At 63.9% G+C, this 14,187-nt stretch carries 14 protein-coding genes; 7 read left to right on the forward strand and 7 right to left on the reverse strand.

All coding sequences use genetic code 11. The features are described 5' to 3' along the window. The first annotated feature begins 8 nt into the window (after positions 1-8). Positions 9-401, forward strand: a complete 393-nt coding sequence (locus tag V6M87_RS03760) for a hypothetical protein (protein ID WP_332848401.1) — start codon at positions 9-11, stop codon at positions 399-401. Here the strand turns inward: V6M87_RS03760 and V6M87_RS03765 are convergent, their stop codons facing one another. Then, on the reverse strand, positions 402-1,742 hold the full coding sequence (locus V6M87_RS03765; RefSeq protein ID WP_332848402.1) for an MBL fold metallo-hydrolase: 1,341 nt from the start codon (positions 1,740-1,742) through the stop codon (positions 402-404). Positions 1,743-1,939: 197 nt separating this feature from the next. Between V6M87_RS03765 and V6M87_RS03770 the strand changes: the two genes are divergently transcribed. From V6M87_RS03770 to V6M87_RS03785, 4 genes are all read left to right on the forward strand, one after another. After that, positions 1,940-2,821, forward strand: a complete 882-nt coding sequence (locus V6M87_RS03770; protein WP_332848403.1) for a prepilin peptidase — start codon at positions 1,940-1,942, stop codon at positions 2,819-2,821. Position 2,822: 1 nt separating this feature from the next. Further along, positions 2,823-3,425, forward strand: a complete 603-nt coding sequence (gene coaE, locus V6M87_RS03775) for a dephospho-CoA kinase (RefSeq protein ID WP_332848404.1) — start codon at positions 2,823-2,825, stop codon at positions 3,423-3,425. 93 nt (positions 3,426-3,518) lie between these two features. After that, the gene (gene zapD, locus V6M87_RS03780; protein ID WP_332848405.1) at positions 3,519-4,271 is read left to right on the forward strand and encodes a cell division protein ZapD; all 753 of its coding nucleotides are present in this window, start codon (positions 3,519-3,521) and stop codon (positions 4,269-4,271) included. Between the two features lie 20 nt (positions 4,272-4,291). Continuing rightward, entirely contained in the window at positions 4,292-4,471 is a 180-nt protein-coding gene (locus V6M87_RS03785) for a DNA gyrase inhibitor YacG (protein ID WP_332848406.1), read from the forward strand. A gap of 91 nt (positions 4,472-4,562) precedes the next feature. Here V6M87_RS03785 and V6M87_RS03790 read toward each other — a convergent pair whose 3' ends face one another. From V6M87_RS03790 to argJ, 5 genes are all read right to left on the reverse strand, one after another. Further along, complete coding sequence (locus V6M87_RS03790; protein WP_332848407.1) at positions 4,563-6,692, reverse strand: putative bifunctional diguanylate cyclase/phosphodiesterase; 2,130 nt, start codon at positions 6,690-6,692, stop codon at positions 4,563-4,565. Positions 6,693-6,788: 96 nt separating this feature from the next. After that, on the reverse strand, positions 6,789-8,084 hold the full coding sequence (locus V6M87_RS03795; RefSeq protein WP_332848408.1) for a D-amino acid dehydrogenase: 1,296 nt from the start codon (positions 8,082-8,084) through the stop codon (positions 6,789-6,791). Positions 8,085-8,096: 12 nt separating this feature from the next. Further along, a complete protein-coding gene (locus V6M87_RS03800; RefSeq protein ID WP_332848409.1) occupies positions 8,097-8,513 on the reverse strand; it encodes an NUDIX domain-containing protein in 417 nt (138 codons plus the stop codon). Continuing rightward, entirely contained in the window at positions 8,506-9,384 is an 879-nt protein-coding gene (locus V6M87_RS03805; protein ID WP_332848410.1) for an ATP-binding protein, read from the reverse strand. Before V6M87_RS03805 ends, V6M87_RS03800 begins: the two co-directional genes overlap by 8 nt. Position 9,385: 1 nt before the next feature. Then, positions 9,386-10,624, reverse strand: a complete 1,239-nt coding sequence (gene argJ / locus V6M87_RS03810; protein ID WP_332848411.1) for a bifunctional glutamate N-acetyltransferase/amino-acid acetyltransferase ArgJ — start codon at positions 10,622-10,624, stop codon at positions 9,386-9,388. 163 nt (positions 10,625-10,787) lie between these two features. On the opposite strand from argJ, the gene V6M87_RS03815 reads away from it, so the two are divergent. Further along, positions 10,788-12,407 carry a DUF945 family protein gene (locus tag V6M87_RS03815; protein ID WP_332848412.1) on the forward strand — a complete coding sequence of 540 codons (1,620 nt, stop codon included), beginning with the start codon at positions 10,788-10,790 and terminating at the stop codon, positions 12,405-12,407. Between the two features lie 17 nt (positions 12,408-12,424). Next, positions 12,425-13,492, forward strand: a complete 1,068-nt coding sequence (locus V6M87_RS03820; RefSeq protein WP_332848413.1) for an AI-2E family transporter — start codon at positions 12,425-12,427, stop codon at positions 13,490-13,492. A gap of 99 nt (positions 13,493-13,591) precedes the next feature. Here V6M87_RS03820 and V6M87_RS03825 read toward each other — a convergent pair whose 3' ends face one another. Further along, a complete protein-coding gene (locus V6M87_RS03825; protein ID WP_332848414.1) occupies positions 13,592-14,017 on the reverse strand; it encodes a hypothetical protein in 426 nt (141 codons plus the stop codon). Between the last annotated feature and the right edge of the window lie 170 nt (positions 14,018-14,187).

Below are 14,187 nucleotides of genomic sequence, written 5' to 3' on the forward strand. Positions count from 1 at the left end.
ATACGTCCATGGCATCCAAAAAACCCATCTATCCAGGCGCGACCACGGGCCGCGGCGCGGTCCTCGCCGTGCTGCTGTCGCAAGACGACCAGTCCGGCGCCGAGCCGCTGCAGGGGCGCGTCACGCTGGCCGCCATCGTCAAATCCTTGAAGCGTAAATACCACTGGCCGGTGGAGACCAACAGTTTTCCGGCGAACGGGCCTGACGGCCGCGCGACCTGGGCCACCGTCTACAGCCTGCCCGAGAAAGTGGTGACGGCCGCGTTGAAGGGTGAAGGCGGCCAGTGGATGGCCGACCGCGCGCTGGCGCGGCGCGCACGGGTCGCCGCCCTCGACAAACCGGCGCCACGTGCGGGCATGCGCCCGGAATGGCGCCCGCCAGAAGAACCTGACGATGCCTGATCAGGCGGCGCGTGCGCGCCTGACCAGGTAGCGCAGGGTGGCGCGCGGGTGGCGCCGGTCGTAACCGTTTTTCGCCATGCGCTGGGGCAGGAAGAAACGGCTGAATGCGGCCAGTGCGGCAGCATCGGCTGCCTGAAAGCGGCCATTCACCTGCGTGGTGTCGAAACCGTACTCGTTCCTGAATAAAAACACGGCGTTCGACGCCGTCATGGACACGTGGTGCGCGGCACCGGCGTCCAGCACGCGCAGCCCCTTGCGGTACGAGCAGCGCACAGTCTGCTGCAAGTCGCTTAGCGCGACGTCGAGCGGCGCAATCCGGTGCGCCAGTTCCAGCAGTTGCGGCAAGTGGTGCAGGCTGCGCGTGACGGCCGCCCGGTAGCCCTCGAACGCGGCCCGGACCTCGTCCAGCGAAGCGGCTGCCGTGGCAGGCAGTAGCAGCAAGTCGCCCGCCAGCAGCGCCGACCAGTGCGCCAGCGCGCGCCGGTGGGTGTCGGTCAGCGATGCCGCGCTTGCGCTGTCGAGATCGAAACTGGCGCCCGGCTGCAGGAAGCGGATCGAGCGCGCCATCTTGGCCAGGCGGGTGGCGTCGGCAATGCGGCGCGGCGTGTTCTGCGCGGCATTCAGGTAGGCATTGTCCGGCTGGCTGAAGTAGACGAACGACGCAAACGGCAGAATCAGGCCTGGCTTGAGCATGCCAATTTGCAGCGCCATGCGGGTGATTTTTTCTGCCGCGGCCTGTTGCTGCCGTTCGGGTTGGTCGGGATTGCCCACCCAGTTGGCGTAACCGAATTGCGTGAGCAGCACATCGATACGCGGCGCCAGCGCGGCCACCTGCGCCTGCACTTCGCGGCACTGGTCGGGCGTGTTCACCACGCAGTCGTTCAGGTTCAGCAAGCTGCGCCCGCCACTCTGGATCAATGCCCAGGAGTCGCCTTCGCTGTAGGGAAACACGGCAATCCGCATGTCGTGGCCCAGCGTGACCGGCGCACCCGGCGCACATTCGATGACGGCAAAACCCTGTTTGCGCAGGAAGCCGGCCACGCGACCGTCGAGCGTCTGCTGGTACAGGAAGGTGACGCGCACGCGCGCCTCGGCCTGCAATAACTTGATGAAGGAAATCGAGAAATGGTCGGGGTGCTCGTGCGAGATCCAGATGAACACCGGCAGCGCAGCCTCGTTCAGTTGCGCCACCAGGGCCGCGTTGCTGGTCGAACGGTCGAGCAGGCTCCAGCCCTGGTTGAAGGCGCTGCCTTCGAGCCAGGGGTCGACCAGCAGCACGGCGGCGTCGGTCTGCACCATGAAGGACGCGTGGTTGACAAAAGTGAACTGGTTGCGCGCCATGGCGACTCCTTCGCAAAGTGGGGGGATACCCGGGTCAGCGTAGCGGACCCACAACTGGCCGCGACTGATCCGCAACAAGTGCGCCAGCAATGCCTGCGCCAGTGTTGCAAGCACCCACAAAGCGGGCGAAACGGCCTAAAATGATTGTCCTGGAGAATCGCCGCCGTACCGCAGCTTCCCTTGTTTACTGGAACTTTATGCCTTTCGACGTCTTCGACCTGTATTTCAATATCCCGCCTGGCACCCTGACCGCCGCACTGGTGGCCGGCGTCTTCGGCCTGTTGATCGGCAGTTTCCTGAACGTGGTGATCTACCGCGTGCCGATCATGTTCCAGCGCGAATGGGAAAACGAGGTCGCCGAGGAACAAGGCAAGCCGCAGCCGCATACCGAGCGCTTCAACCTGATGGTGCCGCGCTCGAAGTGCCCGCACTGCGGCCACCAGATCACGGCGCTGGAAAACATCCCGGTCGTCAGCTACCTGGTACTGCGCGGCAAATGCAGCCAGTGCAAGGCGCCGATTTCGGCGCGCTATCCGATCATCGAAGCGGTCACCGGCGTGCTCTCGGCCGTCATGGTCTGGCATTTCGGCACCGGGCTGCTCGGCATCGGTTCGCTGGTGTTCCTGTACTTGTTGATCGCCATGAGCATGATCGACTACGACACCCAGTTCTTGCTGGACAACATGACCTTGCCGCTGCTGTGGCTGGGCCTGTTAATCAACCTGAATGGCACGCTGGTGCCGCTGCACGACGCCGTCATCGGCGCGGCGGTCGGCTATATGTCGCTGTGGAGCGTCAACTTCGTTTATAAGCTGGTGCGCGGGCACGACGGCATGATGGGGGGCGACTTCAAGTTGCTGGCCGCGCTAGGCGCCTGGATGGGCTGGGCGATGCTGCCGGCAATCATCCTGCTGTCGTCGGGTGTGGGCGCCGTGATCGGCCTGTCGATGATGTTCTTCAAAGGCCAGGCCAGCGACAAGAAGATTCCGTTCGGTCCCTACCTGGCCGGCGCCGGCCTGCTGGCGCTGCTGTACGGCCACCAGATCATGCGCACGTTCCAGCAGTACACCACCCCCTGATATGGGGGCGCGCTTTGCAGTCGGCCTGACCGGCGGCATCGGCTGCGGCAAGAGCACCGTGGCCGACCTGTTCGCGGCGCGCGGCGCGGCGCTGATCGACACCGACGTGATCGCGCACCAGCTGACCGCGCCCGGCGGCGCCGCCATGGCGGCCCTGCTGCAGGCCTTCGGGCCTGACTACGCCACCCCGGACGGCGCCATGGACCGCGCACGCATGCGCGAGCTCGTCTTTACTGACCCGGGCGCGCGCACGCGCCTGGAAGCCATCCTGCACCCGATGATCCGCGCCGCCACCGCCACTGCCGCGCTGGCCGCGACCGGCCCCTACCTGATCTATGTGGTGCCGCTGCTGGTGGAATCGGGCAACTGGCGCGGGCGCGTGCAGCGCATCCTGGCCATCGATTGCCGGGAGTCGACGCAAATTGCCCGCGTGATGGCGCGGAATGGCTTGCCCGAAGCGCAGGTGCAGGCCATCATGGCGGCACAGGCGAGCCGGCAGCAACGCCTGGACGCCGCCGACGACGTGATCGACAACGATGCCGGGCTGGATGCCTTGCTGCCGCAGGTTGAGCGCCTGCACCAGTTTTATCTTGCGCTGGCGTGAGTAAATCTAGTCAACATTTGTAATTTTGCCTCGCTTGGTTCAGAATCACATGATTGCTTCCAGCCCACCAGCCTCATTCAAAAGGATGTTATTTTGATCGTCTACGAATATCCTTTCAACGAGCGCGTTCGCACGTTGTTACGGCTGGAAGACCTGTATGACAAGTTCAAATTTTTTGTTCAGCAAGAGCATCCTCTGCAGCATCATATCGCCTTGTCGACCATCTTCGACATGCTGGAAGTGGCCGGCCGCGCCGACCTGAAATCGGACCTTCTTCAGGAGCTCGAGCGCCAGAAGCAAAGCCTGCTGTCCTACCGCACCAACCCGAACGTGGCAGTCGCTACGCTCGACGCCGTGCTGGCCGAACTGGACGGGGCGAGCGTCGCGCTGGCCGGCGCCCAGGGCAAGACCGGCCAGAACGTGCGTGACAATGAGTGGCTGATGAGCATCCGTGGCCGCACCATCATTCCCGGCGGTGCCTGCGAATTCGACTTGCCCTCCTATCACGCCTGGCAGCAACGCCCGGCCCCGCAGCGCTACCAGGACATCATGGGCTGGTTCGGCCCGCTGGCGCCGCTGTTCGACGCGCTCGCGCTGGTGTTGCGCCTGCTGCGCGATTCGGGCGGCCCGGTGAACATGGTCGCGGTGGCCGGCAGTTATCAGCAAATGCTACAAGGTAAAGTTTACCAAATGCTGCGCCTGACGCTTGATGATCTCGCGGCCATCCCCGAGATTTCAGCCAATAAATACATGTTGTGGGTGCGCTTCACCACTCAGGGCGGCGATCTGAAACCCAAGCCGCTGGAAGAAGACACGCCGTTTCAATTGACCCTTTGTAATTTTTAGATGTTGAGAGCTGTATTGCCATGACCGTTGTCGCCTGCCCTACCTGTGCCAAAAAAGTCGAGTGGATCGACGCCAACAAATTCCGCCCGTTCTGTTCCGAGCGGTGCAAACAAATCGACTTGGGCGCCTGGGCCGAAGAGAAATACACCATTCCCGCTGCCGCACCCACCGATCCGCTGGAAGATCCGCTCGAACCTTGAGGTCTTGCGGACAGGTTCATTGAAAGGAACCCCATCCCGATCGTTACCCTCACCGTCGCAAACCAAAAACCGCCGCGTTCTACAAAGATGGTCAAATCTGGGGTATTTTGCCCGCACCGGCTTTCGTGGTGCGCGCCAACAACTCGAATTGTGCTGCAGGCATGGGGCGACCAAGCAGGTAACCCTGAAAGCCGGTGCAGCCGAGACTGGTGAGGAATCCAAATTGTTCGACCGTCTCCACGCCCTCTGCAATATTTCCGAGCGATAGCTTTTTGGCCAGTGCAATAACGATTTCCACGATGGCGCCGGCATGCGGATCGTGATTGCAGGAGGCAACGAACGACTGGTCGATCTTCAGGTTCTTGAGCGGAAACCGGTGAATGTAACGCAGCGATGAGAAGCCGGTGCCAAAGTCGTCGAGCGAAAAGCCGACGCCGCAAGCCCGCAGCGCGCGCATTTTTTCGATCGTCTCTTCGGTATCGTCGATCAGCACGCCCTCCGTAAGCTCCATTGTCAACCGTGCCGGGTCGGCGCCGGCGCGCTGCAAGATGGAAAGGGATCGGGCGACAAAATCGCTCTCCTGCAAGTGGCGCGCGCTGATGTTGATACTGAGCGCGATGTCGCGCAGAGCAGGATCGCGCGCCCACGATGCGAGACGCCGGCAGGCTTCGTCGAGTACCCAGTGACCAATTTCGATGATCAGATCGCTGGTTTCCGCTGCCTCGATGAACGCCCCAGGCGTAATCAGGCCGCGCCCGGCATGATTCCAACGCAGCAGTGCCTCGGCGCCGGTCAGGCGCCGGTTCGCGTCGAACTGCGGCTGGTAATACAGTTCGAGATCGCCATGCGCGATTGCATGTCGTAATTCGCTCTGCAACCGCGCCCGCGCTTCGATGGCGTCCTGCATGGCAGGCTCGAAGATCCGGACCGTATTGCGTCCGGCCGACTTGGCTGCGTACAGCGCGATGTCGGCCTGTTTCAGCACCGTGTCGGCGGATGTGGCTGCATCGCCAAAGAAGACGCAGCCGAAGCTTGGCGTCACCCGGTGGTCGCTCTCCCCGAGCCGGTAAGGCTGGCACAGCGCGGCCTGCAGCGCCACACACCTGGCCAGGACGCCAGCCGTGAAATCGTGGCCGGGCGTGACGAACGGCGCCAGAATGACGACAAATTCATCGCCGCCGAGGCGGCCGACAAAGTCCCCCGCGCCGACGGCGCCCAGCAGCCGGGCTGCCACGGCGCGCAACAACAGATCGCCGACCGCATGGCCTTCGGTATCGTTGAGCAGTTTGAAATCGTCCAGGTCGATCAGCAGCACGGCGCCGCGCGCGCTGGTGGACGCCGCGTCGGCCAGGGTAGCCTCCAGTTGCCTGGAAAGATAACGGCGATTCGGCAGGCCGGTCAGGTGATCGTGGTCCGCGGTGAGAATTAGTTGGCGCTCAAACCGTTTGCGTTCGGTCAGGTCGACGTTGGTCCCGGCAATGCGGGTCGCACGTCCGGCGCTGTCGCGCAGGATACAGCCCTTGCTCTGGACTGGCACGTAATGGCCGTCGCGGTGCTGCAGGGAGAACTCCAGGCTGTACGAATCCGCGTCGCCGGAAAGGACGCTGTGCAGCGTATCCTGCGTGCGGTCCCGGTCGGCAGGGTCGAGAAATTGCACCCAGCGCGCCGGACTGCTGTCAGGCGTGTCAGCGGGATAACCAAGCATGGTCCACCAGCGCGGCGAATAATACATCCTGTCTGCGTCCAGATGCCAGTCCCAACTCGCATCGTTCGCACCGCGCAGGACCAGTTGCAGGCGTTGTTCGGACTGTTGCAGCAAGTCCTGTGCGCGGACCAGCTCGGTGCAGTCGGTGAAGCAGACAACAACCGACTGCACGGTGTGATCGGCATTGAATACCGGATAGGCGTTGCAGATGAGCCAACGCACCGCATCGACGCCCTCTGTCAGCACCCCCAGTACCAGGTCCGAGATGGCGCGTTGCTCGCGCAAGGCCTGGACGACGGGAAAATCCGGTACCGCCATCGCGCTACCGTCGCGCTGAATAAAATGCCAGGCAGGATCGGTGGCTTTGCGTCCGACGATGCCGCCCAGGTCAAGACCCAGCAGTTTCTGGGCTTCGCGGTTGGCAGCCAGCACTGCCGAGCGCACGTCGTGCACCACGACCCCGGCCGGCAAATGATCGAGCAGACGCTCGTCAAGAGTGAACTGCTTCGCGTGCATACCCGTCCTGTTCAAAGCCATACGCATTTTGCCGGTTCGGCAAATGCGTATGGTGCCATCGTTTACAGGACAAGGGCGCACGGCGACGCCGCCGCGTCAGGCCGTAATACCTACCGGCACCACAATTGGCTTGTTGCCGTGCGCGTAACGGTTCATGAACAAGCCTTCCAGCCCGATCTCCGGCTGGCGCCCTGCCACCAGGTCGGCCAGCACCCGGCCCGAACCGCACGCCATGGTCCAGCCCAGCGTGCCGTGGCCGGTATTGAGGAACAGGTTCTTGAATGGCGTCGGGCCGATCACCGGCGTGCCATCCGGCGTCATCGGGCGCAGGCCGCACCAGAACGTGGCCTGCGACACATCGCCGCCAGCCGGGAACAGGTCGGTCACCGAATGCTCCAGCGTGTCGCGCCGCGCCTTGTGCAGGCGCAGGTCGTAGCCGGCGATTTCCGCCGTGCCGCCAACGCGGATGCGGTCACCGAGGCGGGTGATGGCGACCTTGTAGGTTTCGTCCATGATGGTCGACTCGGGCGCGCCGCTCGCATCAAGGATCGGCACCGTGATCGAATAACCCTTGACCGGGTAGACCGGAATGCGGATGCCGACCTGTTTCAGCAGCAACGGCGAAAAACTGCCCAGCGCGACGACGAAGCTGTCGGCTGTGAACGTGCCGGCCGAGGTATTCACGCCGGTGACCTTGTCGCCCGTGGTGACCAGGTTTTGAATCGTGACGTTCTGGCGGAACGTCACGCCCAGGCCCTCGGCCAGTTTGGCCAGCGCCTGGGTGAACTTGAAACAGTCGCCCGTTTCGTCGCCCGGCAATTGCAGCCCGCCGACGAATTTTTCGCGCACGCGCGCAAGTGCCGGTTCAGCCGCTTCGCAACCGGCGGCATCCAGCACTTTATAGGGCACCTTGTACTGATCCAGCACGGCGATGTCGGTGGCCGCGCCTTCCAGCTGCGCCTGGTTACGGAACAGCTGCAGCGTGCCCTGGCTGCGCTCGTCGTAAGCGATGCCGGTGCTTGCCCTCAACTGCACCAGGCAGTCGCGCGAATACTCGGCCAGGCGCACCATGCGGCCCTTGTTCACGTTGTAGCTCTTGTGGTTGCAGTTGGACAGCATCTGGAACATCCAGCGCCACATGTCGGGGTCAAGCGACGGGCGCACCACCAGCGGGCTGTGTTGCATCAGCAGCCATTTGACGGCTTTCGCCGGCACGCCGGGGCCGGCCCATGGCGCCGAATAGCCGGGCGAGACTTCGCCGGCGTTGGCGAAACTGGTTTCCATGCCGGCGGCGCTCTGGCGGTCGATGACGGTGACTTCATGGCCGGCTTTGGCCAGGTAATATGCCGACGTCACGCCAATGACGCCACTTCCCAAGACGATGATTTTCACGCAGATCCTTCGTTAAACGTTTGTTGTGCCGGCCGCAGCATAGCGCAATTGATCGAGCCATTCCAGCAGCGGGATCGTGGCCGGCAGCAAGGGCGCAACGCCGACCGCCCCCTGCCACGCAAACGCCTGCCCTTCCAGGCTTTGCGGCTCGCCCTGCCAATGCCGGCTGATATAAAAATGCAGGCGCACGTGGGCGTGTTCGTACACGTGTTCGACACCACACCACGGCTCTGCCGAGACGATATGGATACCCAGTTCTTCGACGAATTCGCGCTGCAGGGCCGCAAAGATAGCCTCGCCCGCTTCGACTTTCCCGCCCGGGAATTCCCAGTAGCCGGCGTACGGTTTGCCGTCAGGCCGCTGGCCCAGCAGAACGTCGCCGTTCGGCTGCATCAATATCCCGACCGCGACATCGACTGGCTTAGTCATCGGCCATCCTGCCGGCATAGTCGCGCGCAAACTGCCACGCCACCCGGCCCGAGCGCGAGCCACGCTGCAAGGCCCAGCGCAGCGCTTCCTGGCGCGCGCCGTCGATCTGCGCCGCTGTGCAGCCAAAGCTGGACAGCCAGTGCGCGCAGATGGTGAGGTAGTCGTCCTGCCTGAACGGATAGAACGAGACCCACAAGCCAAAACGCTCGGACAGCGAAATCTTTTCTTCCACCGTTTCGCCCGGATGCAGGTCGCCGTCGTCGCCGTTTTTGTAGCTGGCGTTGTCCGACATTTTCTCCGGCATCAGGTGACGCCGGTTCGAGGTTGCGTAGATCAGCACATTGTCCGATTGCGCGGCGATCGAACCATCGAGCGCCACCTTCAAGGCCTTGTAGCCGGCCTCGCCTTCTTCGAACGACAGGTCGTCGCAAAAGATGATGAAGCGCTCGGGCCGGCCGGCGACCAGGTCGACGATATCGGACAGGCTGCCCAGGTCGGCCTTGTCGACTTCGATCAGGCGCAGGCCCTCGTTGGCGAAGTTGTTCAGCACTGCCTTGATCAGCGACGACTTGCCGGTCCCGCGCGCGCCGGTCAACAGGACATTGTTGGCCGGACGACGGCGCACGAACTGGCGCGTGTTCTGCTCGATCTGCTGCTTTTGCGGGCCGATGTTGTGCAGGTCGTTCAAGGTGATGGTGGACGCGTGCATCACCGGCTGCAAATAAAAACCGCGGCCGTGGGCGTTCGCACGCCAGCGAAACGCGGTGCTGCGCTTCCAGTCCGGCTCGCGCGCGTTGACCGGCGGCAGCACGGCTTCGACGCGCGCCAGCAAGGCTTCGGCGCGCTGCAGGAATTGGTCGAGCGTCGTCATCCTATGAGCGATAATCGGCGTTGATCGTCACGTATTCGTGCGACAGGTCGCAGGTCCAAACCGTGGCCGCAGCATCGCCGCGACCGAGCGTCACGCGCACGGTGATTTCGCTTTGCTTCATCACGCGCTGGCCATCGGCTTCCTGGTAATCCGGATGGCGCCCACCGCTTTGCGCCACCCAGACGTCGTCGAGGTACAGATCCAGCTTGGTGACATCGAGGTCGTCCACGCCGGCGTAACCGATCGCCGCCAGGATGCGGCCCAGGTTTGGGTCGGACGCGAAGAACGCCGTTTTGACCAGCGGCGAGTGGGCGATCGAGTAGGCGATCTTGCGGCACTCGGCCAGCGACGTACCTTGCTCGACCGTGATGGTGATGAACTTGGTGGCGCCTTCGCCGTCGCGGATGATTTGCTGGGCCAGGTTGCGCGCGAGGTCGGTCACGGCGTCGCGCAGGGCGACGTAGTCCGGGCTGTCGACGCTGTCGATGTGCAGGTCGCCGGCGCCGGTGGCGATCAGCATGAAGGAATCGTTGGTGGACGTGTCGCCATCGATGGTGATGCAGTTGAACGACTGGTCGGCGGCAAAGCGCACCAGCTGGTCGAGCACCGGTTGCGCGACTTTGGCGTCGAATGCCAGGTAGCCCAGCATGGTGGCCATGTTCGGCTTGATCATGCCGGCGCCCTTGCTGATGCCGGTCATGGTGACCAGGTGGCCGCCAATGACCACTTCACGCGACGCCGCTTTCGGCTGGGTGTCGGTGGTCATGATGGATTCGGCCGCGTTGAACCAGTTATCCGTTTTCAGGTTGGCAATCGCGGCGGGCAGGCCGGCGACGATTTTCTGTACCGGCAGCGGTTCCAGGATCACGCCGGTGGAAAACGGCAGGATCTGTTCCGGCGCGCAGCCGAGCAAATCGGCCAGCGCGGCGCAGGTGGCCTGGGCATTGGCCAGGCCAGTGGCGCCGGTGCCGGCATTGGCGTTGCCGGTGTTGACCACCAGCGCGCGGATCGGCGCGCCGCCTGCCGTCACCTTCGCCAGGTTGGCCTGGCTGACCTGCACCGGTGCGGCGCAGAAGCGGTTGGTGGTGAATACGCCGGCGACGGTGGCGCCATCCTGCAGCTTCATGACCAGCACGTCCTTGCGGCCGGGCTTCTTGATGCCGGCTTCGGCATAGCCGATCTCGATGCCGTTGACGGGATGCAGCGCGGCTGCGATGGGGAGCGGGGAGTTGACGGCCATGGCGATCTCAAGTGTAAGAATCAGAAGGCATGATTGTACCGTTTTGTGCTGCGGGCAGCGGCACGAGCGCTGAATGAAGCCAGCCTTAACTGCAGCACATGGCAGGAGACTTTCGGTATCACTTGATTGATAATCATCAACATTACAACTTAAAAGAATAACCATGACCCGTGCCTTGTGCGCTGCCGGCGCCCTGTTCTTCCTGTCCAGCCTGCCGGCGCTTGGCGCGGCCCCGACCAGCGCCACGCCGCCCGCAACGGCCATCGTGCAACCCAGGCCGGCACCGAAACCGCCATCACCGACAGTCGCCGCGCTTACCGCAGCGCTCACGGAAGTGACGGCCAGGCGCGCATCCGGCTCGTACGCACAATGGCTGGACACCCTGCCCGGCTTTCGCTTCTCGCCCGCCACCTCGGCTCTGCTGGTCACGCAACTGGGCACCGACCAGCTGTTCTCCGTGACGCGCCAGCAGGCGCCGGGCGGCGGCCGCGATTACCTGTTCACGGCGCCAGCGCTGCGCCATGCCAGTCCGGACGGGAGCGCCATTTCCTGGGAGCCGATTCAGGGCACGCTGCAATTGCAGCCCGGCGGCCGCGCTGCCACGCACCAGTTCACCGTCCCGCGCCTGACCCTGGAAGACAAGACTGCGCGCGTCGACGTGCGCGACCTGACCGCTTCCGTCAACAGCGCCGACATCGATTCGCCGTACGGCGACGTGGCGTCGAACATCGGCTCGGTGCAGATGCAGATGAAACAGGACGGCAGCAAGGTCGCCATGGATGGCCTGTTCTCCAGATTCGCCGTCACCGACCGCTCCGCCAGCGCCAGCATGCTGTTTGAAACCGGCATGCGCACATTGACGGTGCAGGGCGAGCGGATCGACGACCTGCACCTGGCCATGCGTTTCAACGGCATCGACAAAGCGGCGCTTGAAAAGTCGAACAAGCTTGGCAAACAGTTCAAGGAACAGCGCGACAAGCTGGGGCAAGCGGCCACCCCGGCCCAGCGCAGTGCCCTCATGCTGCCGATGCTGCGCCAGTTCGGCTTGGCCGTGATGGCCAAGGGCGCCGTCATCGACCTCGATGACACCAGTTTCAAATATCACGGCAGCACCGCGCGCATGCACGGCCAGGTGCACATGGAAAACCTTACGCCTGCCGACCTGGACCAGCCGGCCGTCCTGTTCAAGAAAGTCGTGGTGCACGCCGACATCGCCGTGCCGGTGGCGATGGTGCGCGCCTTTGCCGAGGGCATGGCGCGCAAGCAGTTGGCCAAACAGCAGCCTGGCGCCGATGCCGACACCATCGCCAGGGCCGGTGCCGGTGCCTACGACGCCATGTTGCGCACCGCCCTGGCCAAGGGCTACGTGCGCCTGGAAGAGGATATGCTGGTGACCACCATCGACGTGCGCGATGGCGAAGTCCGCATCAACGGCAAGCCGCTGCAACTGCCGACCCCGGACGCGCCGCTGGCCGCGCTCAACAGCAGCGCCGGCATGATGCGCGCGCGCCGCATCGCGGAAAAATGTGTACTGCCCGACTTCCCGCCTGAGGTGGTGGCGCAGGACCGCGCCCTGGCGCTGGCGCTGCAGTTGACCGTCAATCCGGACGGCAGCGTGGGCAAGCTGGCCATGGCGCGCTCGAGCGGCTGGCCCGGCTACGACCAGGCGGTGCTGGCGGCCGCCGCACAATGCACCTATATCCCCGCACTGCGCGACGGCAAGCCGGTGGCCGTGTCGGAGTTGTGGACCGTCACGCGCGCGCCCGGCAGCACGCGTCCGTGAACCTGAAAGCGTCCCCCATGAGCACATCCAGTTCCGCCCGCCGCGACCTGTTCAGCTCGATTTTTTCGCTGGCGATCATCGCCAGCGCCCTGTTCGTCACACAACGCTTCGTGCTGCCGCTGCTGTGGGCGGTGATACTGTGCATTGCCACCTGGCCGCTGTACCTGCGCGTGCTGCGCGCCTGTCGCGGCCACACGATTGCGGCGGCGGCAGCGACCACGCTGATCAGCGCCCTGGTGTTCGTCACGCCCCTGGTGCTGGGGGTGGTGCAGGCCGCGCACCAGGCCCCGGCGCTGGCGCTGATGGTGGCCAACGCCAACAATGCCGGCATCGGCGCGCCGCAGTGGTTGCTGCACCTCCCCCTGGCCGGCGCCGAGATCTACGACTGGTGGGCCGCCACGCTGGGCCAGCCCCATGGCCTGGCGCACCTGCTGCAGGACGGCTCGATCGCCCGCCTGCATTCGGCCAGCGAGGTCCTGCGCACGGTCGGCGCGAATGCCCTGCACCGCATGATCGACGTCGGTTTTGCCTTCATGGCGCTGTTCTTCTTTTACAAGGATGGCCTGGCCTTGCGCGGCCAGGTCAGCGCCATCGGCGACCACCTGATCGGCACCGGGCGCTGGGAACTGTATTCGACCAAGATCCCCACCGCCGTGCGCGCCACCGTCAACGGCCTGGTGCTGGTCGGGCTGGCCGAGGGCGTGCTGCTAGGACTGTCCTATGAACTGGCCGGGGTACCGTCGGCCGTGCTGTGGGCCGCCGCGACCGGCGTACTGGCCATCATTCCGTTCGGCGCACCGCTGGCATTTGGTGCTGTGGCGCTAGTGTTGCTGCTCAAGGGAAGCACGGTGGCAGCGATTTGCATCGTGGTATGGGGTACCGCGGTCCTGTTCGTGGCCGACCATTTCGTGCGTCCGACCATCATCGGCAATGCCACGGCGCTGCCGTTCCTGGCGGTGCTACTTGGAATCCTGGGGGGTGTGGAGACACTCGGTTTAATCGGCCTGTTCGTCGGCCCGGTGGTGATGACGCTGTTCGTAACCTTATGGCACGAGGAAAAACTATTTGGGCGCGAGCGGGAATAACCCCGGCCGCGCCCAAAGTGCATCAACATCGATACACACATCAAACGGGCTTGGCGGTCTGTCCACCAAGCCTGTTGAATCACTTATTTTACACGTTATTTATTTCGCACCATTTGCTTTGTTGACTGCGTCGGCGCGTGGATGCGATTCGTTCGTGCCTGGTGCGTGTTTCCGCGCGGTGGCGCTGTCGCTGGAGGCAGCAGTGGTATCAGTGCTCGATGCAGTGGTGCCGTTGGCCATACTGGCGCCGGTCGACGTCGTGCTTGCATCGGTCGGGGTGCCGGCGCCGGATGTACCGCTGGCCATGTCTGGGCCGCCGGTCGTCAACGTTGCCGCTGGGACGCCGCCCTCGCTGTTCATGCCGGCAGTGCCGCCAGCGCCGTTCGGCGTGCCGACTGTCGCGGTGGCAGTGGTGTCGGTCGCGTTCGCGCCCGTTGTGCTGGTGGTGGTATCGGTCTTCGGACCACAGGCCGAGAGGCCCATCGCGAGTACCCCGGCGAGAAGAATGCTGATTGCTTGTTTCATGATGGTTACCTCGTCTGAATTAAGTTGTACCGATTATGCACACTGACGAGCTGGGCTACCATCGGCGCACTACGTTCGCCCCTGTAGGAGAATGAGCACAATTTAATATATTCTGAGCAACACTCTGCACGAGCCTTCAGAATTGCCGAGCACCTGCCGAACAGGGCATT

The organism is Massilia sp. S19_KUP03_FR1 (genome assembly GCF_036688685.1).
GTDB lineage: Bacteria > Pseudomonadota > Gammaproteobacteria > Burkholderiales > Burkholderiaceae_D > JALYUM01.

Excerpts from the sequence above, each read along its gene's own strand:
- V6M87_RS03760 (WP_332848401.1), top strand. The coding sequence starts at position 9 with ATGGCATCCAAAAAACCCATCTATCCAGGCGCGACCACGGGCCGCGGC.
- V6M87_RS03770 (WP_332848403.1), top strand. The coding sequence starts at position 1,940 with ATGCCTTTCGACGTCTTCGACCTGTATTTCAATATCCCGCCTGGCACC.
- V6M87_RS03825 (WP_332848414.1), bottom strand. The coding sequence starts at position 14,017 with ATGAAACAAGCAATCAGCATTCTTCTCGCCGGGGTACTCGCGATGGGC.
- V6M87_RS03815 (WP_332848412.1), top strand. The coding sequence starts at position 10,788 with ATGACCCGTGCCTTGTGCGCTGCCGGCGCCCTGTTCTTCCTGTCCAGC.
- V6M87_RS03805 (WP_332848410.1), bottom strand. The coding sequence starts at position 9,384 with ATGACGACGCTCGACCAATTCCTGCAGCGCGCCGAAGCCTTGCTGGCG.
- V6M87_RS03785 (WP_332848406.1), top strand. The coding sequence starts at position 4,292 with ATGACCGTTGTCGCCTGCCCTACCTGTGCCAAAAAAGTCGAGTGGATC.
- V6M87_RS03765 (WP_332848402.1), bottom strand. The coding sequence starts at position 1,742 with ATGGCGCGCAACCAGTTCACTTTTGTCAACCACGCGTCCTTCATGGTG.
- coaE (WP_332848404.1), top strand. The coding sequence starts at position 2,823 with ATGGGGGCGCGCTTTGCAGTCGGCCTGACCGGCGGCATCGGCTGCGGC.
- argJ (WP_332848411.1), bottom strand. The coding sequence starts at position 10,624 with ATGGCCGTCAACTCCCCGCTCCCCATCGCAGCCGCGCTGCATCCCGTC.
- V6M87_RS03820 (WP_332848413.1), top strand. The coding sequence starts at position 12,425 with ATGAGCACATCCAGTTCCGCCCGCCGCGACCTGTTCAGCTCGATTTTT.
- V6M87_RS03800 (WP_332848409.1), bottom strand. The coding sequence starts at position 8,513 with ATGACTAAGCCAGTCGATGTCGCGGTCGGGATATTGATGCAGCCGAAC.
- V6M87_RS03790 (WP_332848407.1), bottom strand. The coding sequence starts at position 6,692 with ATGCACGCGAAGCAGTTCACTCTTGACGAGCGTCTGCTCGATCATTTG.